Annotated in this window: 14 protein-coding genes and 1 pseudogene; all 15 read right to left on the reverse strand. The window is 65.1% G+C overall.

Features of this window, described 5'->3' with window-relative positions; translation table 11 throughout:
* Positions 1-55 precede the first annotated feature (55 nt).
* The 15 genes and pseudogenes from ftsA to rsmH all read right to left on the reverse strand — a co-directional run bounded on the left by ftsA (position 56) and on the right by rsmH (position 17,619).
* Complete coding sequence (gene ftsA / locus B5525_RS00800) at positions 56-1,378, reverse strand: cell division protein FtsA (protein WP_079564043.1); 1,323 nt, start codon at positions 1,376-1,378, stop codon at positions 56-58.
* On the reverse strand, positions 1,375-2,382 hold the full coding sequence (locus tag B5525_RS00805; RefSeq protein ID WP_079564045.1) for a cell division protein FtsQ/DivIB: 1,008 nt from the start codon (positions 2,380-2,382) through the stop codon (positions 1,375-1,377). The genes ftsA and B5525_RS00805 overlap by 4 nt, the downstream gene beginning before the upstream one ends.
* A pseudogene (locus B5525_RS46005) lies at positions 2,322-2,664 on the reverse strand (D-alanine--D-alanine ligase); the annotation flags it as partial. The pseudogene B5525_RS46005 and the gene B5525_RS00805, both read right to left, overlap by 61 nt.
* A gap of 46 nt (positions 2,665-2,710) precedes the next feature.
* The gene (locus tag B5525_RS00815; protein ID WP_079564047.1) at positions 2,711-3,700 is read right to left on the reverse strand and encodes a D-alanine--D-alanine ligase family protein; all 990 of its coding nucleotides are present in this window, start codon (positions 3,698-3,700) and stop codon (positions 2,711-2,713) included.
* Entirely contained in the window at positions 3,700-4,623 is a 924-nt protein-coding gene (gene murB, locus B5525_RS00820) for a UDP-N-acetylmuramate dehydrogenase (RefSeq protein ID WP_079564049.1), read from the reverse strand. Before murB ends, B5525_RS00815 begins: the two co-directional genes overlap by 1 nt.
* Before the next feature lie 66 nt (positions 4,624-4,689).
* Positions 4,690-6,093 (reverse strand): UDP-N-acetylmuramate--L-alanine ligase, encoded by a 1,404-nt coding sequence (gene murC, locus B5525_RS00825; protein ID WP_079564050.1) that lies wholly within the window; start codon positions 6,091-6,093, stop codon positions 4,690-4,692.
* 163 nt (positions 6,094-6,256) lie between these two features.
* Positions 6,257-7,357: an undecaprenyldiphospho-muramoylpentapeptide beta-N-acetylglucosaminyltransferase gene (murG, locus tag B5525_RS00830; RefSeq protein WP_079564052.1), complete on the reverse strand. Its 1,101-nt coding sequence runs from the start codon at positions 7,355-7,357 to the stop codon at positions 6,257-6,259.
* A 132-nt stretch (positions 7,358-7,489) separates the two neighbouring features.
* Complete coding sequence (ftsW, locus tag B5525_RS00835) at positions 7,490-8,641, reverse strand: putative lipid II flippase FtsW (RefSeq protein WP_079564053.1); 1,152 nt, start codon at positions 8,639-8,641, stop codon at positions 7,490-7,492.
* Positions 8,642-8,860: 219 nt separating this feature from the next.
* Positions 8,861-10,261, reverse strand: coding sequence for a UDP-N-acetylmuramoyl-L-alanine--D-glutamate ligase (gene murD / locus B5525_RS00840; protein WP_079564055.1), 1,401 nt, complete (start codon positions 10,259-10,261; stop codon positions 8,861-8,863).
* A 169-nt stretch (positions 10,262-10,430) separates the two neighbouring features.
* Positions 10,431-11,537, reverse strand: a complete 1,107-nt coding sequence (mraY, locus tag B5525_RS00845; protein ID WP_079564057.1) for a phospho-N-acetylmuramoyl-pentapeptide-transferase — start codon at positions 11,535-11,537, stop codon at positions 10,431-10,433.
* A complete protein-coding gene (locus B5525_RS00850) occupies positions 11,538-12,986 on the reverse strand; it encodes a UDP-N-acetylmuramoylalanyl-D-glutamyl-2,6-diaminopimelate--D-alanyl-D-alanine ligase (protein WP_079564058.1) in 1,449 nt (482 codons plus the stop codon).
* A complete protein-coding gene (locus B5525_RS00855; RefSeq protein ID WP_079572750.1) occupies positions 12,983-14,443 on the reverse strand; it encodes a UDP-N-acetylmuramoyl-L-alanyl-D-glutamate--2,6-diaminopimelate ligase in 1,461 nt (486 codons plus the stop codon). Before B5525_RS00855 ends, B5525_RS00850 begins: the two co-directional genes overlap by 4 nt.
* 39 nt (positions 14,444-14,482) lie before the next feature.
* Positions 14,483-16,231 (reverse strand): peptidoglycan D,D-transpeptidase FtsI family protein, encoded by a 1,749-nt coding sequence (locus B5525_RS00860; RefSeq protein WP_079564060.1) that lies wholly within the window; start codon positions 16,229-16,231, stop codon positions 14,483-14,485.
* Entirely contained in the window at positions 16,228-16,620 is a 393-nt protein-coding gene (gene ftsL, locus B5525_RS00865) for a cell division protein FtsL (RefSeq protein WP_079564061.1), read from the reverse strand. The genes B5525_RS00860 and ftsL overlap by 4 nt, the downstream gene beginning before the upstream one ends.
* A gap of 3 nt (positions 16,621-16,623) precedes the next feature.
* Positions 16,624-17,619, reverse strand: coding sequence for a 16S rRNA (cytosine(1402)-N(4))-methyltransferase RsmH (gene rsmH / locus B5525_RS00870; RefSeq protein WP_172899795.1), 996 nt, complete (start codon positions 17,617-17,619; stop codon positions 16,624-16,626).
* Positions 17,620-18,149 lie beyond the last annotated feature (530 nt).

The following is an 18,149-nucleotide window of genomic DNA, read 5'->3' on the forward strand; positions in this document are numbered from 1 at the left end:
CCCCGGCCGGCGGCCGCGGGGGTTGGTGAAAGTCGAAGGATGCGGAACAGATTCATCAGAAGCCCTCGCGAAGCCATCGTCCGACCTTTCCGAAATAGCCGTCAGTCCCTGTCCTGAGCTGCCGCGTATGCCGCGGTTCGACATGTTCGAGATGAGCGTATTGCGGATAGACGAGCAGGCCCGAGGGGACCGCGAACGACGCGCTCTTGGCCTCGCTGGGCAGGCGGCCAAAGCCGAGCGGGCGGCCGATCCGGACCGGCCGGCCGAGAATCCGGGTTGCGAGTTCGGGAAAGCCGGTGAGCTGCGAGGCGCCGCCGCTCAAGACTACTCGCGCCTTTGGCTCTGCGGCGAAGGGGGAATCCGCCAGGCGGTCCCTGACCATTTCAAATATCTCCTCGGCGCGGTGCCGAACGATGTTCGCGATCGTGGCGCGCGACACGATCTGCGGAACATCCTGCTCGCTGTCGCCGGCGGTCGGCACCGACATCAACTCGCGCGTGTCCGACCCGCCGGTCAGCACGGTGCCATATAACGTCTTGATTCGCTCGGCATCCGCAATGCATGCGCTTAAACCGCGAGCAAGATCCATCGTTATGTGTTGCCCGCCGACCGCAAATCCGGAGGCATGCACGAAGCGCCCGCCGGAATAGGTCGCGATCGTGGTGGTTCCGGCCCCCATCTCGACCACGGCGGCGCCCAGATCGGCCTCGTCGTCGGTCAGGACCGACAGGCCTGCGACATAAGGACTCGCCGCCATGGCCTCGACATTGAGATGGCAGCGCTCGACCACCAGCATCAGGTTCTTGGCGACGGTGGCGTCCGAGGTCACCACGTTCATGTCGACGCCGAACTGCCGGGCCACCATGCCGCGGGGGTCGCGGACGCCCTTGACGCCGTCCAGCGCATAGCCGACCGGCAGCGCGTGCAGCACGGTGCGGCCCGGTCCGGTGGCGTGGCGCATGCCGGCGGAGGTAATGCGGGAGACGTCGGCGTCGGTCACCGCGCCGCCCTTGATGTCGGCCGCGGCCTCGACCAGCTGGCCCTGCAGCCTGCCGCCCGAGACCGACAGCAGAACCGACTCGACGCGAACCTTGGCCATGCGTTCGGCCAGTGCCACCGCCTGGCGCACCGATTGTTCGCATTCGGCGAGATCGACCACCGCGCCAGCCTTCATGCCGCGCGACTGGATCTGGCTGTATCCGATCAGCTCGACGGCATGGGTCCGTCCGCGCAGCGCCTCGCTCGGCGGGCAGGGCTTGAGCCGCGCGATCATGCAGGCGATCTTGCTGGTGCCGATATCGAGGCATGCCACCAGCGCGGTGCGCTTCTGCGGCATCGGGCGCGTCTTCGGCGTCTGGCTGCGATCAAGGCCGGTCATGCGTCACCGGCTTTCTTTTTCGGCTGCTGCTTCTTGAACAGATCCTCACGGGCTTTGGCCGCGTCATCGGACAGTTGCACCGTCAGGCGGTCCGGCAGCCGCATGTCGACGGCGACGATATCGCGCGAGAACAGCCGCTCGTCCTTGTCGAGCCTGCTCAGGCTCGTCAGCGCGTTGCCGACGTCGTTTTCCGGCAGCCTGATATCGAGACCGTCCTTGAGCCGCAGGTTCCAGCGCCGCTCGCCGACGAAAATCGCAGCCTTGGTCACCGAGCGCACCTGCGGATAACGCGCCAGCAGCGCCAGGAATTCCTTGGCGTGGGTCTCGGCGCCCTTGCCGACCACCAGCGGCAGCGAGAGGAAGTGGCGCGACAGATAGGGTTCCAGCACCGCGCCGTCATCGGCGATCACCGAAAGCCTTCCGTCCTGCTGCCAGAGCGCGAAGGCCGAGCGCTCGACAATGTCGATCTGGAGCTGGCCGGGATAAAGCTTCAGCACGGTGGCGTCGGCGATCCAGGGATTGGCCTTCAGCTTGTCGCGCACGGCGGCGGCATCAAGGAACAACAGCGAGGAGCGGCCGTTGACGCCGCCGGTCGCGAGCACCTCGTCCTGGGACAATTGCTTGCGGCCGTTGATGGCTACCGTGGTGATGCGAAATCCGGCCGAATTGGCGAGCGCGTTGCGGGTGTCGCTCAGCGCCGAGCTCAGCTCCTCGACATGGCCGCCCTTGACGATGCCGAAGGCGGCGCTGGCCAGCAGCAGCAGTACGGTGGCGGCCACGCCGGCGCGGTTCGGCAGGTACTGCTCGACAGTCGCGATCAGCCGGTGCGGCGGCTCGCGCTCGATCATTGGCTTGGTGGCGGGCTTGGCGACGGGCTTGGCAGCGGCGCGATGGCGGCCGAGATACTCGCGCAACAATATGACCGCGCCGATGGCGGCGGCCTTCAGATCAGTTTGGGGCCTCGGCGATCTCCGCGATCGAGCGAGGCGTCCTGCACCATCCATTGCACGAGCTCGTCAAAGTTAGGCCCGCAAACGCTTGCGAGTTCTGGCACAAGTGACGTCTCGGTCATGCCGGGCTTCCGGGTTTGGGCCAGACGGCAGATGCCACCTGTTCCCTCGATGCGGAAATCCGCAACAGCTCACGCCCCGGCAGCCAAGCGCCACATGCGCCGCCAGCGTTAACCTTCGGACTTCCTGGTAAACAAAGTGTAAATCAGGGGGAGGCACGGCGCGATTTGATCCGCCTTCTGAGTAGTTTGCCGGTAATTCGTAAAGTTTTACCAATCGACGAGGCCGGTGACCCCGGTTTTGCCCGGATAGGGTCAAAATACTACTTATGCATGCGTTTGTTAGCTAATGCGATCTGGTGGTGCAGGAAGTCCGCGAATTCTATTCCCTGCGCCTTGAGCGCCTTCGGATAAAGCGAGGCCTTGGTGAGACCCGGCAAAGTGTTGGTTTCGAGATAGATCGGCCCCTTGTCCGAAACGACAAAATCGGTGCGGGAATAGCCTCCGCACGACAGCGCTTTGTGCGCGCGCAGGGCAAGATCCATGATTCGCGCGTTGACGTCGGCGGCGAACCGGGCGGGACAGATTTCCTGCGTCGCCTTGGCGATATATTTGGCCTCGTAGTCGAACGCGCCCTCGGCGGGGATGATCTCCACCGGGGGAAGCGCGATCAGCGAGCCATCGAGTCGTTCCAGAACGCCGCAGGTCGCCTCCTGCCCTGCGATGAACGGTTCGATGACATATTCTTCGGTCTTGGCGGCGCGGCGCACAGCGACGAGATCCTGCTTTGCGTTGACGAAGATCAGCCCGTAGCTGGAGCCGTCGCGCACCGGCTTTGCGATCAGCCTACCGTACTCGGCAAATGCCGTGTCCAAATCTTCCAGCGCAACCCCGGCGGGCGCCATGATTCCGGCGATCGCGGCAAAGCGCTTGGCGGCGACCTTGTCGAAGGCGAGATGCGATGAGGCCGAGCCGGAGCCGGTGAAGGGAATCCCGCGCAGCTCGCACATCGCCTGCAGCTCGCCATTCTCCGCCGTGCCGCCGTGCAGCCCAAGCACCAGCACGCGGTCCTCGCCCCTTGCTCTGTCGAGCGCCTGTTCGATCTTGCCGAGGCTGGGCGTGCCGGATCTGAACGGATGCTCGAACGGCCGCGAATGCTTCAGCAGCGCCTCCGAGGAAGCTTCATGCACGGTGTCGTCGACATCCCAGAACCACAGATCGGCCTCGGGCAACGCCGCATGCAGCGCCTGGGCCGAGGCCACCGAGACCAGCCGCTCCTTGTTGGTGCCGCCGAAAAGAATGGTGATCCGCATCAGTTTGACTCGATCCCGATCCGCTTGATTTCCCAGTGTAACTCGATTCCAGAATTCTCTTTAACCCGCGAGCGCACAGTTTCGCCCAGCGTTTCAATATCATGCCCGGTCGCGTTACCAATATTGATCAGGAAATTGCAGTGCATTTCCGACACCTGCGCGCCGCCGACGCGCAAACCCCGGCAGCCCGCGGCATCGATCAGCTTCCAGGCGCTCTGGCCGGGCGGATTCTGGAAGGTCGAACCGCCGGTCTTTTCGCGGATCGGCTGCGCGGTCTCGCGGTGGATCTGCACCTCGTTCATCCGCGCGCGGATCTTGTCCAGCACGGCCGTCGTCCCGCGAAAACGCGCGGCGGTGAAGATGATCGAGGGATCGACGCCGCTGTTGCGGTAGACGAATTTCATCTCCGCATTGGTGAAGCTCTGCTCCTTGCCGTCGCGGCTGATGCCTGACGCCTCGATCAGAACATCCTTGGTCTCGGCGCCGTTGGCGCCGGCGTTCATGCGCAGCGCGCCACCGATGGTGCCGGGGATGCCGAAGAAGAATTCCAGCCCGCTGATATTGGCCGCCGCCGCCGTTTCGGCCACGCGCTTGTCGAGTGCGGCGGCGCCGGCGCTGACGATGTCGCCTTGGGCGCTGGTCTCGCCGAAGCCGCGCGGGCTCAGTCTGATCACCACGCCGGGAAGGCCGCCGTCGCGCACGATCACATTGGAGCCGACGCCGACCACATAGACCGGCCATTCGCCCGGCAGACGCTCGAGGAAATAGGCGAGGTCATCTGCATCCGATGGTGTGAACAGCACCTGGGCCGGACCGCCGACCCGGAACCAGGTCAGCTCGGCGAGCGACTGGTTCGCCAGCAGCCGTCCGCGCAGTTGCGGCATCGCGGCTTTGAGATCGGGCGTGATGTCGGCAAAGTTCATGCAAACTCTCAATTCGTCATAGCCGGGCTTGTCTCAGCCATGACGACCCCAAATGAATTTCAACCCTCATCCCAGCGCCTTCAATTCGCCCGGCAGCGCGTAGGCCCATTGCGTGATGTTGCCGGCGCCGAGGCAGACGACGAGATCGCCGCGGCTGGCGATGCCATGAACCACGCCGGCGAGGTCGGCCGAGTTCTGCAGCGGAATGACTTCGCGGTGGCCGTGCGCGCGCAGGCCCAGCACGAAATGATCGCGGTCGATGCCGGGGATCGGGGCTTCGCCGGCCGGATAGACCTCGGCGACGACGACGGTGTCGGCGTCGTTGAAGCAGGTACAAAATTCCTCGAACAGCGATTGCAGGCGCGTGAAGCGATGCGGCTGCACCACGGCGATGATCTTGCCGTTGGTGGATTCCCGCGCCGCCCTCAAGACCGCCGCGATCTCGACGGGGTGATGGCCGTAATCGTCGATGACGGTGACGCCGTTCCACTCGCCTGTCCGGGTGAAGCGCCGCTTGACGCCGCCGAAGCCGGCGATCGCCTTGCGGATGGTGTCGTCGGCCAGCCCCAGTTCACGGGCCACCGCGATCGCGGCGGTGGCGTTGAGCGCGTTGTGCCGGCCCGGCATCGGCAGCTGCAGGTCGGCGATCTCATGCGCCGCATCGGTCTTGCGGTCGCGGAACGCGACCTTGAATTTCGATCCGCCGCCCATTGGGGTGAGATCGACCAGCCGCGCATCGGCCTGCGGATTTTCGCCATAGGTGATGATGCGGCGATCCTCGATCTTGCCGACCAGCGTCTGCACCACCGGATGGTCGATGCACATCACGGCGAAACCGTAGAATGGCACGTTCTCGACGAAATTGCGGAACGCCTCCTGCACGGCCTCGAAGGTCTCGAAATGGTCGAGATGCTCGGGATCGACATTGGTGACGATGGCGACATCGGCCGGCAGTTTTAAGAATGTGCCGTCGCTCTCGTCGGCTTCGACCACCATCCAGTCGCCGGCGCCCAGCCGGGCATTGGTCCCGTAGGCGTTGATGATGCCGCCATTGATCACGGTCGGATCGAGATCGCCGGCGTCGAGCAGCGCTGCGACCATCGAGGTCGTGGTGGTCTTGCCGTGGGTGCCGGCGATCGCGACGCAGCTTTTCAGCCGCATCAGCTCGGCCAGCATTTCGGCGCGGCGCACCACGGGAATGCGCTGGGCGCGCGCCGCCATCAGTTCGGGATTGTCGCGCTTGATCGCGGTCGACACCACGAGCACATCGGCCCCGGCAACGTTCTCGGCCTTGTGGCCGACATTGATCTTGACGCCCTTGTCGCGCAGCCGGACGACATTGGCGCTCTCGGAGGCGTCGGAGCCCTGCACGGTGTAGCCGAGATTGCACAAGACCTCGGCGATGCCGCTCATACCGATGCCGCCGATCCCGACGAAGTGGATGGGTCCGATCTCGCGCGGCAGTCTCATGGTTGCATCCGTTTGTTCTCGTTATGCCCGGCGTAAGCGTTAAAGCGCGTCTTTGCGCCTGGCGTCCCGGGCATCCACGAATCTCCATCACTTCATGCAAGACGCGGATGGCCGGGACAAGCCCGGCCATGACGCAAAATTATCCGAATTCGGGTCGTTTGGCCTAGATTCCGGCCACTTTCATCACCAGATCGGCCATCCGCTGGGCCGCATCCAGCCGGCCGACGGTGCGGGCGCTGGCGGCCAACGCGGCGAGCCGGGCCGGCTCGGCGGCGAGTGCGGAGATTTCGGCCGCCAGCCGGTCGGGAGTGAAATCGGCCTGCGGGATCCGAACCGCGCCGCCCACCTGCGCCAGCACGCCGGCATTGGCGAATTGGTCCTGGTCGATCGAGCCGGGCAGCGGAACCAGGATCGACGGCCGCCCGATTGCGGCGAGTTCGGCTACCGTGCCGGCGCCCGACCGCGAGACGATGAGATGGTTCGATGCCAGCCGCGCCGGAAGATCGGTGAAAAACGGCGCCAGTTCGGCGTTGATCTTGAGCCGGTCATAGACCGCGCCGACCCGCGCCATGTCTTCTTCGCGCACCTGTTGGGTCAGGACCAGCCGGTTCCACAGCGCAGGCTCCAGCCGCTCGATCGCGCCGGGCACGATATCGGCCATCACGCGCGCGCCCTGGCTGCCGCCGACCACCAGCAACCGCAACGGCCCGGTCGGTTCGGGCGCGGCATATTTCACCGCGGCTGCCGCCAGGATGGCGGGACGCATCGGCGTGCCAACGGTCGTCGTCTTGCCCGAAAGCTGCGGATCGCGGTCGAGCACGCCGGGCAGCGAGGTCGCGATCGCGCTGACATGGCGAGAGAGAAAACGGTTGGCGCGGCCGAGCACGGCATTGGCGTCGTGAATGATGCCGGGCACGCCGAACAGCTCTGCCGCCAGCAGCGGCGGCAGCGTCGGATAACCGCCGAAGCCGACCACGGCTGATGGCTTCAGCCGCCGCATCAGATTGAGCGAGACGGCAGTGCCGGCGGCGAGCATCAGTCCGGTGCGGGCCAGCGACCACGGCGTGCGGCTGCGCACGGTCTCGCTCGGCACCACGTCGATGGTGTCCTTGGAGAACAATCCGCTGTAGCGCAGCGCGCGGGAGTCAGTAGCGAGCCGCACACGCAGGCCGCGCCGGATCAGCTCGACGCCGAGCGCCTCGGCCGGAAACAGATGGCCGCCGGTGCCGCCCGCAGCCAGCAGGATAAGGGGGGAAGTGGTCATGACTTCAATTAGCCGACGCCGCGACGCGAGTCATCAGAGCGTTTTCAAGCGAAGTGGATACCGGTTCGCGTCAAGAAACGCGTCAGAATAAGAAGATCGGACCTAGGTTCTGATTCAATCAGAACCTGGGTCCTAGGCGTAACTTTGGACCGCGTTGGCGTCGCTGATCGATTCCATCTCGGTGCGCGGCCGCTGCCGGGTCAGCGCCAGCATCATGCCGATGCCGTAGGCCAGCGAAACCATCGACGAGCCGCCATAGGAGATGAACGGCAGCGTCATGCCTTTGGCGGGGATCAGCTGCAGATTGACCGACATGTTGATCGCTGCCTGGACGCCGAACAGGATCGCAAGGCCTGAGGCCGCGAAGCGGGCGAACATGTCCTCGGTTGCATAGGCGCGCGACAGCGCGCGGATCACGATGAAGGCGAACAGCGCCAGCAGCGCCAGGCAAAGGATGATGCCGAACTCCTCCGCCGCCACCGCGAACACGAAATCGGTGTGGCTGTCCGGCAGGTTGCGCTTGGCGATGCCTTCGCCGGGGCCGAGCCCGAACCAGCCGCCATTGTAGAAGGCTTCCATCGCGGTATCGACCTGGAAGGTGTCGCCCGACGCCGGATTCATGAAGCGCTTGATGCGGCCCGCCACGTGGGGGACCAGAAGATAGGCCGCGAACAGCCCGGCGCTCGCGGCACCCCCGAGCCCCAGCACCCAGATCATCCGCATGCCCGCGATGAAGAACAGCGCGCCCCACACCATCAGGATCAGCATGGTCTGGCCGAAATCGGGTTCCATCACCAATAGCGACACCAGCATCAAGAGCAGCACTATCGCCATCGAGGTCGCCGGCATTTCCGGCTTCCGTGTCGATTCCGCAAACAGCCACGCCGCCAGCACCACGAAGGCCGGCTTGGCGGATTCGGATGCCTGGATATTGACGCCGATCAGCGTGATCCAGCGCCGCGAACCCTTGACCTCCGGCCCGATCAGCAGCGTCGCCACGATCAGCACGATCGAGACCGCGAACACGATCAGCGCGGTGCGGCGGATCTGCCGCGGCGACAGGAACGACACCCCGATCATCACGATAAAGGACGGCAGCAGGAACAGGATGTGGCGGTTGAAGAAATGGAAGGGATCGAGCCCGATCCGCGTCGCTACCGGCGGACTCGCCGCCAGCGACAAAATTATGCCGCCCAGAATCAGCACGATGATCGCCCCAAGCTGCAGGCGGTCCACCGTCCACCACCACTCGCTCAGGGGATTGCGTTCTTCACGGGAGATCATGGGTTTTCCCAAAGGCAGACGGGTTTGCCCATTGGTCGCTGATGGTGGTTTCCGAAAGGTTAACGAATTCGTTATGTTTCGAGGATCATGCGGCACCGAACCAAAAAAAATCGTCATACCCGCGAAAGCGAGTATCCAGTACGCCGCGGCCCGGGCGATTGAACCGCAGCAGCAGTGGAATACTGGGTCACCCGCCTGCGCGGGTGACGACGGCTCAGCTCACACCACCGGCTGCACGCCCGGCAGCGCGGTGACGAGGTCGCGGAAGGCGGCGCCGCGGATTTCGAAATTGCGGTACTGGTCGAACGAGGCGCAGGCCGGCGACAGCAGCACCACCGGATCGGGCAAGCCGGAGGCTTCGGCGTCGCGCGCGGCATTGGCGACTGCGACATCGAGGGTTTCGCTGATCTCATGCGGCACGCTGTCCCCCAGCGTGCCCGAAAATTCCTGCGACGCCTCCCCGATCAGATAGGCCTTGCGGATGCGCGGAAAATATTCGGTCAGGCTGGTGATGCCGCCGAGTTTTGGTTTGCCGCCCGCGATCCAGAAAATATCGGCGAAGGACGACAGCGCATGCGCCGCCGCGTCCGCATTGGTGCCCTTGGAATCGTTGACGAACAGCACGTGGCCGCGGCGGCCGACCTGTTCCATGCGGTGGGCGAGACCGGGAAAGCTGCGCAGGCCGTTCTGCAGGATTTCGGGGTTGACGCCGAGCGCAAGCGCGCAGGCCGCCGCACACGCCGCATTCTGCGCGTTGTGCAGACCGCGAAGCGAGCCGATGCCGCCGATCCGCGCAATCTCGCTGCGGGCGCCGCCGGAGGCGCGCCAGATGATCTCGTGCTCGACATAGAGGCCGTCGGGCAGCGGATTCTTCACCGAAATCCGGACCACGCGCCGACCGGCCTGCTCGATGCGATCGGCGATACTGCGACTGAAGCCGTCGTCGACGCCGACGATCGCGGTGCCCTGTGTCTGCACGCCCGCGATCAGGCGCTCCTTCACCGCGGCGTAATGCTCCAGCGTGCCGTGGCGATCGATGTGGTCCTCGCTGATATTGAGCAGGATGCCGACGCCAGGGTCGAGCGAAGGTGCCAGGTCGATCTGGTAGGACGACATCTCGATGACGTGGACGCGCCCCATGCGCGGTGGTTCCAGCGACAGGATCGCGGTGCCGATATTGCCGCCCATCTGGGCATCGTAGCCGGCAAAGCGCATCAGATGCGCGATCAGCGCCGTGGTGGTCGATTTGCCATTGGTGCCGGTGATGGCGACGAACGGCGCATCCGGGGCATGACGCCGTCGTTCCCTGCAGAACAGTTCGATGTCGCCGATCACCTCGACGCCGGCCTCTCGGGCCGCCAGCACGGTCCAGTGCGGCGCCGGATGGGTGAGCGGCGCGCCGGGTGTCAGCACCAGCGCCGCGAAATTCGCCCATGACACGTTGCGCAAATCCGCCGTGACGAAGCCGGCCTGGGCTGCTTGGGCGAGGTTGCCAACATTGTCGTCGCCGGCGATGACCTGCGCGCCGCCTGCTTTCAGGGCGTGGCAGCTCGCGAGCCCCGAGCCGCCGAGGCCGAACACCGCAACCGTCTTGCCCGCGAAGGAGGTAACGGGGATCATGACTTGACATCGGTCATTCCGGAAACCGCGTAGCGGTTATCCGGAATCTCGAGATTCCCCGATGTGCAATTGCACATCGTGGTTCGTGCGGAGCCTGTCATCGGGCGGCGCAGAGCGCCGACCCGTTGGCACGCCCCGGAATGACTGAAGAGAGACCGATGCAAGGCGATCACCGCAGTTTCAGCGTGGAGAGGCCGGCGAGCGCCAGCATCACCGAGATGATCCAGAACCGGATCACGATCTGCGGTTCGGTCCAGCCCTTCTGCTCGAAATGATGATGCAGCGGCGCCATCCGGAACACGCGCTTGCCGGTGAGCTTGAAGGAAACGACCTGCACGATCACCGAGACCGCTTCCAGCACGAACAATCCGCCGATCACCGCCAGCACGATCTCGTGTTTGACCGCGACCGCGATCGAACCGATCATGCCGCCGAGCGCCAGCGAGCCGGTGTCGCCCATGAAGATCGACGCCGGCGGCGCGTTGAACCACAGGAAGCCGAGTCCCGCGCCGAGCACCGCACCGCACAGCACCGCGAGTTCGCCGGTGCCGGCGACGTAGTTGATCTGCAGATAGTCGGAGAACACCGCGTTGCCGGCGAGATAAGCGATCAGGCCGAAACTCGCCGCCGCGATCATGACCGGCACGATGGCGAGACCGTCGAGACCGTCGGTGAGATTGACCGCGTTGCCGGCGCCGACGATGATGAACGCGCCGAACATCACGAAGAACCAGCCGAGATTGAGCACCACTTCCTTGAAGAACGGGATCACGAGCGCGCTGGAGAGTTGCTCCCGTCCCAGCCGAACCAGCGCGTAGCACGCCGCCAGAGCGATCACCGCTTCGATCGCGAGCCGGAATTTTCCGGAAAATCCGCCGTGGGACTGCTGGGTCACTTTCAGGTAATCGTCGTAGAAGCCGACGAAGCCGAAGCCGAGCGTCACCGCGAGCACAATCCAGACGTAGGGGTTGAGCGGATTAGCCCACAACAAGGTCGAGACCACCAGTCCGGACAGGATCATCAGCCCGCCCATGGTCGGCGTGCCCTTCTTGGTGAGCAGATGCGATTGCGGGCCGTCGGTGCGGATCGGCTGGCCCTTGCCCTGGCGCAGCCGTAAGTGATCGATGATCCAGGGACCGAACAGAAACACGAACAAGGCGCCGGTCACCATCGCGCCGCCGGTGCGAAAGGTGATGTAGCGGAACACGTTCAGGAACGTCCGGAACACGCCCATGCCGGGAACCGTGTTGGAAAGATCAATCAGCCAGTAAAACATTCATCCGCCCTGTACCGCGGCTTCATCGAGCGCGGTCGTTCCGGGAAAGCGCTTTTCGAGCGCATTCACAATCGTTTTCATTTTCGAGCCAAGCGATCCCTTGATCATGATCGCGTCGCCGGCGCGAAGCGCTGCAACCAGCTGTGCTTCGAGGCCGGCCGAGCTGTCGGCATAGCCGCCCCGTTTACCCGCGGAAAGCGCGTCCCACAAGTTGCGCATCAATGGCCCGCAACAATAAACCAGATCGATCCGGTTGGCCTTGACGGCCTCATTGAGGCCACGATGCAGCGCAGGCCCAGTGGGGCCGAGTTCGAGCATGTCGCCGAGCACCGCGATGCGCCGACCCTGAGGGCCGATCACGGCCTGGCCCAGCACGTTCAGCGCCGCCGCCATCGAGGCCGGATTGGCGTTGTAGCTCTCATCGATCAGTGTCGCCTCGCCGTGCGCGAGTTCGAGCACGCGCCGCACGCCACGGCCCTCCGGCGGCTGAAGCTGCGACAGCGCCAGCGCCGCGAGCGCGAGGTCCGCGCCCGCGAGCGAGCTCGCCGCCAGCACCGCCAGCGAGTTCATCGCCATGTGCCGGCCGGGCATGCCGAGTCTGTAGGTGACGTCATGGCCGAGAATATTGGCATGCACCGCCGAACAGGCGGCCTGCAGCGCCACGTCGAGCAGCCGCGCGTCGGATTTTTCGCCCGTGCCGAACGAGACGATGCGGGAAATGCCGAGCTCCCTCGCGCGCGCCTGCAGCCGGGCGAACTGTGAATTGTCGCGGTTCAGCACCACCGCCCCGCCGGGCTCGACGCCTTCGAAAATTTCCGCTTTCGCGTCGGCTATCGCCTCGACGCCGGAAAAGAATTCCAGATGCACCGGTTCCACCGTGGTGACGATGGCGATCTGCGGCCGCACCATCGCAACCAGCGGCCGGACTTCGCCGGCGTGATTCATGCCGATCTCGAAGATCGCAAAGCGCGCATTGGCCGGGCAGCGCGCCAGCGACAGCGGCACGCCCCAGTGATTATTGAACGATGCCGCCGAAGCGTGGGTCTCGCCTTGCGCCGAGAGCACGCAGCGCAGCGCCTCCTTGGTCGAGGTCTTGCCGACCGATCCGGTGACCGCGATCACTTGCGCGGTCAGGCGCGCGCGCGCGGCAACGGCAAGATCGCGCAGACCGGCGAGGACCTCGTCGACCACCAGCAGCGGCGCGTCATCAGGAAATTTATGACGCTGGGCGGCCTCGACCACCGCAACTGCTGCGCCCGCCCTCAAGGCGGGCGCGACAAAATTGTGTCCGTCATGGACGTCGCCCTTGATGGCGAAGTAAGCCTCGCCCGGTGCGATGCTGCGGCTGTCGATGGAAAGGCCCGTGACGGCTTCGGGCAGCGCGCCGCTGGTCGCGGCGCGCATCGCCCGCGCCATCGCCGCTGAAGTCCACAGCGGGGCCGCGCTCATGCGACCCTCGGGGCAAGCGCTGCGGCAACCGCGTCGTGATCGCTGAACGGCAGCGTGCGGTCGCCAACGATCTGTCCGGTCTCGTGGCCCTTGCCGGCGATCAAGAGCGCATCGCCCGGCTGCAGCGCGGCTATCGCCGTCCTGATCGCCTCGGCGCGGTCGCCGATCTCCCGGGCACCCTTCGCGGCGCCAAGAATCGCGGCGCGAATGGTTTCCGGATTTTCGCTGCGCGGATTGTCGTCGGTGACGATGACGCTGTCGGCATTTTCCGACGCGATCGCGCCCATCAGCGGACGCTTGCCGGCATCGCGGTCGCCGCCGGCGCCGAACACCACGACGAGCTTGCGGCTGGCGTAAGGCCTAAGCGCCTGCAGCGCCTTGGCGAGCGCATCCGGCTTGTGCGCATAATCGACGAAGATCGGCGCGCCGTTGCGCTCGGCGACCCGCTCCAGCCGGCCCCTTGCGCCTTCGAGCAGTTCGAGCTCGGCGAACACGGCCTTGGGTTCGCTGCCGGTGCCGATCGCAAGGCCTGCCGAGACCAGCGCGTTCTCGATCTGGAATTGGCCGACCAGCGGCAGCCGGACGGAATATCTTTTGCCGCGATGTTCAAGCGTGAGTTTCTGCGCAAAGCCGTCGACGTCGGCCCCGGCCAGCCGGATGCCCTCGCCTGCGCCATCGCCGTTGCGGCCGACGGCGAGGATGCGCAATTTCTTTGCACGCGCGGCCTCGATCACGGTTGCCGAGCAATCATGATCGGCCGAGATCACCGCCGCACCATTTGCCACGACCAGATCGCGGAACAGCCGCAGCTTGGCGGCCAGGTAATGCGCGATGTCGGGATGATAATCCATGTGATCGCGCGACAGGTTGGTAAAGCCGCCGGCGGCAATGCGCACGCCGTCGAGCCGGTACTGATCGAGCCCATGCGAGGAGGCCTCGAGCGCGAGATGCGTCACACCTTCGCACGCGATCTCGTCGAGCTGCCGGTGCAGCGCGATCGGATCCGGCGTCGTCAGCGAGCCGTAGATGGTGCGCTTCGGCGACACCAGCCCGATGGTGCCGATGCTGGCGGATTCATCATCGAGCCGCTGCCAGATCTGCCGTGTGAAGGCCGCGACCGAAGTCTTGCCGCTGGTGCCGGTGACGGCCGCAATCGTTCCGGGCTGCCTTGGATAAAATTTCGCCGCTGCCAGCGCCAGCGCCCGGCGCGGATTGGGCGTGGCGACGAACGGCACGCGCAATGCGCCTTGCGGCGGATGCTCGCCCGCCACCGCCACCGCGCCGGAGGCAATCGCGGCATCGATGAAGCGCACACCATCGGTTTTGGCGCCGGCGAGCGCGAAGAACACCTCGCCCGGCTTGACCGCGCGGCTATCCACGGCAAGACCCGTGACCTCGGCGGCGTCCGCCCGCGGGTCGATGGTGGCGTCATCGCTGAACAGGTCGCGAAGTCTCATCATCTTCCAGTCCGTCCGGCGCGCGTCCGATGCTACGCCTTACTGGGTTGCCCTCGATGCCGCAAGAATAAGGCGGTCGGACGGCGGCAGATCGAAACGCGGCTCGATGCCCAGAAGCGGCGCGATTCGGGCGATCACATTGCCCCCGGTCGGCACCGCGTTCCAGCCGGAAGTGATGAAACCATAGGTTTCCTTCAGCGACTGGGGCTCGTCCAGCATGACCAGCAGCTGGTATTTGGGATTGTCAGCCGGCAGGATCGCGGTGAAGGCGGTGAGCACACGCTTCTTGGCGTAGCGGCCGTTGATGACCTTTTCGGCGGTACCGGTCTTGCCGCCGATATAATAACCCTTCACATCGGCCTTTCTGGCGGTGCCGATTTCGGCATTCAGCCGCATCAGGTATCGCATCTTCTCGGAGGTCTCCGGCTTGATCACCCGCTTGGCGATGGCCATGGCTTCCTGCTCGGTGCGCTTGAGGAAGGTCGGCGGAATCAGATAGCCGCCGTTCACCAGCGCGTCGATGCCCATTACTGCCTGCAGCGGCGCCACGGCGATACCGTGCCCGAATGCGATCGTCACCGTGTTCAGTTCGCTCCAGTGCCGCGGCAGAATCGGCGAGGCGCTCTCGGGCAGTTCGGTGCGCAGCCGCTCGGTCTGCCCCATCTTGCGCAGGAACGCCTTGTGCGCCTCGACCCCCTGCGACAGCGCGATGCGCGCCGCGCCGACGTTGGACGAGAAGTAGAAAACCTCTTTCATGTTGAGAAAGCGGCCTTTCGGCTCGTCGTCGTGAATCGCAAACTTGCCGTAGTGCAACGGACCCCGCGCATCCCACAGCGAGTTGAGATCGTATTTTCCGGAATCCAGCGCCATCGCCAGGGTGAAGGCCTTGAAGGTCGATCCCAGTTCGTAGACGCCGGTGGTCAGGCGGTTGATGCGATCGGGATCATGCGCCTCTTTCGGGCTGTTGGGATCGAAGTCGGGCACCGACACCATCGCCACGATCTCGCCGGTCCTGACGTTGGAGACGAGGCCGGAAGCCGCCTTGGCGTGGAATTTTTCCTTGGCCTTGAGCAGTTCGTCGCGCAGCGCATGCTCGACGCGCAGGTCGACCGACAACTCCACCGGCCGCTGTAGTCGGTCGGTGGCAAAACCGGCGCGGTGCAGGTCGGCGAGGCCGTTGGTGTCGAGCCATTTCTCCATCCCGGCGATGCCCTGGTTGTCGATATTGACCAGGCCGATCAGATGCGCGACTTCGTTGCCGGTGGGATAGACGCGCTTGTTCTCGCGCAGGAAGCCGATGCCGGGAATGCCGAGCCGGTGAATTTCCAGCTGCTGCTGCGGCGTGATTTCGCGCTTCAGCCAGACGAAGCCCTTCTTGCCGGACAGCCGGTCGCGCACTTCGCCGGTGTCGAGATCGGGCAAGGTCGCGGTGAGAAGCTCGATCGCCTCGTCCTTGTCGATGATGCGGCGCGGCTCGGCGAACAGGCTCGGCGCCTTGACGTCGGTGGCGAGGATTTCGCCGTTGCGGTCGACGATATCCGGCCGCGCGGTCGCGATCGCGTCCTGCGCCGCGGTGCGGCGCGCGCCATGGCTGTCGCCGATGGTGGCGAACATGATCAGCCGTCCGCCGATGATGGCGTAGATCACCGCGAAGGCGACGATCGCAAAGCCGACGCGGACGCGGGCTTTCACCGAGCGGTCGACATTGCGCCCATACAGCAGGCTGCGGATCAGCCGCTGCCGCCAAGGTTCCGCCGGCCTGACCTTTGCGGGCACCGAATCGCTCATTGACGATCCTCCGCCGCCGGCACCAAACCCGTCACCGAGGAAGCGTCCGCGGCGGCATCGATGGTCTGGATCATCGCGCCGATCGGATCGGGGTCACCGGGCCTGACGAGGGTCGGCGGCCGCTCGGGCAGGTTCTTCAGGGAATCATATTGGTTGGCGTTGAGCGGCTTCAGCGGCAGATGACGTTCGGCGAGACCCTGCAGCCGCAGCGGCGCGTCGAGCCTGGCCCATTCCGAGCGCAGCACCGCGATGGCGTCGCGCTGCTCGCGGATTTCGGCATGGAGTCGCAGCACCCGCTCGGTGCGCGCGGTTGAATCCATCTTGATCCGGTAGACGTAAGCGGCGGCGAACACCAAAGCGGCGATGACGAGGACATGGATGATCCGCATCGGTCAGCCTCCCCTCATCACGTCGTCGAGGGTGGGCCATGCCGGCAGGGAAGCGGCTTCATGCGCGCGCGCATCGGTGCGCTCGGCGGCGCGCAGCTTTGCCGAGCGCGCGCGCGGATTGGCCGAAATCTCCGCGTCATCGGCGACGATGGGACGCTTGGTCAGGATGACAAAACTCGGCGCGGCGTGGGCGAGTTCGGGCAGATGCCGCGATCCGCCGCCGGCCTTGCCGCGTTCGACCAGAAAATTCTTGACGATGCGGTCTTCCAGCGAGTGAAAGGACACCACGACCAGCCGGCCGCCGGGCTTCAGCACCCGCTCCGCCGCGGCCAGCGCCAGATGCAGTTCGTCGAGTTCCTGGTTGACGAAGATCCGCAAGCCCTGGAACGTCCGCGTCGCCGGATGAATCTCGCCGGGTTTCGAGCGCACCACTCTCGAAACGATATCCGCCAGCGCGCGGGTGGTCGTGACCGGCGCTTCCTTGCGCGCGGCGACGATGGCGCGGGCCACGGCACGGGAATGACGCTCTTCGCCGAAAATATAGATGATGTTGGCGAGATCGGCCTCGGAGGCTTTCGCGATCACGTCCGCCGCGGTCGGGCCGTCATGACCCATCCGCATGTCGAGCGGCCCGCCCAGGCGAAACGAGAAGCCGCGCTCGGCCTGGTCGAGTTGCATCGAGGACACCCCGACATCCATCACGGCGCCGTCGACCGCGTTGACGCCCTGCCCGGCGCAGACCTCCGCCAGATTTGAGAACCGGTCCTCGACCAGCGTGAGTCGGCCATCTGACTTATCAACAAGATCGAAGCCGCCCGCGATCGCCGACCGGTCGCGGTCGATGCCGATGACCCGGGTTCCCGCGATGTCGAGGATCGCCCGGCTGTAACCGCCGGCCCCGAAAGTGGCGTCGAGGTAGATGCCACCGGCGTGCGGATTGAGCATCTCGACCGCCTGGCGGCCGAGGACGGGAATATGGCGCGAGTCAGCCGGAGTCATGCGCCGGCTCCGGGCGCGGTCCGGGTAAAATTGCGGGAACTGGACGCGAACGGGTCCATTGCGCCTCAAATCTATTGGCTCAGCCCGGTTCTTCGCCCCGAAAAACCGCGCAGGCGCGCGATTGCCGATGCCGTGCGGTCCAGATCGCAAACCCTGATTTCCCGATGGAATGTTAAGGGCTGCCATGGGATTTCGAGCGTCAAATGGGGCCTCGGCCGTCCACCGAACCGGTTCGGCTCTTCACCACTTAGTAACGGCAGTTAGCGTTAAGAAAGCGTTGAGGGGATTGCTAGAATTAACTAGCTCCGGGGATCGTGACCGGGCTTCAAAATGGTGAGGCTTCCCGCACACACCTGGCTAAAATACGATGCGGTAGCTGGCTCGTGCGTTGCGCTCGCTGCATCGTAAAGGAATAGTAAAGGATCACTACACCATTGCCGTTCTCCTGCCCGGTTTGAGCTGTCCTATGTCGCTTGGTTCGTTCGCATCCGATGATTCGAAGCGTCAACGCGCCCTCCCGATTCCACCGG

The sequence above is a fragment of the Bradyrhizobium erythrophlei genome (genome assembly GCF_900129505.1).
In the GTDB taxonomy this organism is placed as follows: Bacteria; Pseudomonadota; Alphaproteobacteria; order Rhizobiales; family Xanthobacteraceae; genus Bradyrhizobium; species Bradyrhizobium erythrophlei_D.

Bases quoted from the DNA above. Each gene is read 5' to 3' on its own strand.
- ftsA (WP_079564043.1), bottom strand. From the start codon at position 1,378: ATGACCGGCCTTGATCGCAGCCAGACGCCGAAGACGCGCCCGATGCCG.
- B5525_RS00805 (WP_079564045.1), bottom strand. From the start codon at position 2,382: ATGGATGGTGCAGGACGCCTCGCTCGATCGCGGAGATCGCCGAGGCCC.
- B5525_RS00815 (WP_079564047.1), bottom strand. From the start codon at position 3,700: ATGCGGATCACCATTCTTTTCGGCGGCACCAACAAGGAGCGGCTGGTC.
- murB (WP_079564049.1), bottom strand. From the start codon at position 4,623: ATGAACTTTGCCGACATCACGCCCGATCTCAAAGCCGCGATGCCGCAA.
- murC (WP_079564050.1), bottom strand. From the start codon at position 6,093: ATGAGACTGCCGCGCGAGATCGGACCCATCCACTTCGTCGGGATCGGC.
- murG (WP_079564052.1), bottom strand. From the start codon at position 7,357: ATGACCACTTCCCCCCTTATCCTGCTGGCTGCGGGCGGCACCGGCGGC.
- ftsW (WP_079564053.1), bottom strand. From the start codon at position 8,641: ATGATCTCCCGTGAAGAACGCAATCCCCTGAGCGAGTGGTGGTGGACG.
- murD (WP_079564055.1), bottom strand. From the start codon at position 10,261: ATGATCCCCGTTACCTCCTTCGCGGGCAAGACGGTTGCGGTGTTCGGC.
- mraY (WP_079564057.1), bottom strand. From the start codon at position 11,537: ATGTTTTACTGGCTGATTGATCTTTCCAACACGGTTCCCGGCATGGGC.
- B5525_RS00850 (WP_079564058.1), bottom strand. From the start codon at position 12,986: ATGAGCGCGGCCCCGCTGTGGACTTCAGCGGCGATGGCGCGGGCGATG.
- B5525_RS00855 (WP_079572750.1), bottom strand. From the start codon at position 14,443: ATGAGACTTCGCGACCTGTTCAGCGATGACGCCACCATCGACCCGCGG.
- B5525_RS00860 (WP_079564060.1), bottom strand. From the start codon at position 16,231: ATGAGCGATTCGGTGCCCGCAAAGGTCAGGCCGGCGGAACCTTGGCGG.
- ftsL (WP_079564061.1), bottom strand. From the start codon at position 16,620: ATGCGGATCATCCATGTCCTCGTCATCGCCGCTTTGGTGTTCGCCGCC.
- rsmH (WP_172899795.1), bottom strand. From the start codon at position 17,619: ATGACTCCGGCTGACTCGCGCCATATTCCCGTCCTCGGCCGCCAGGCG.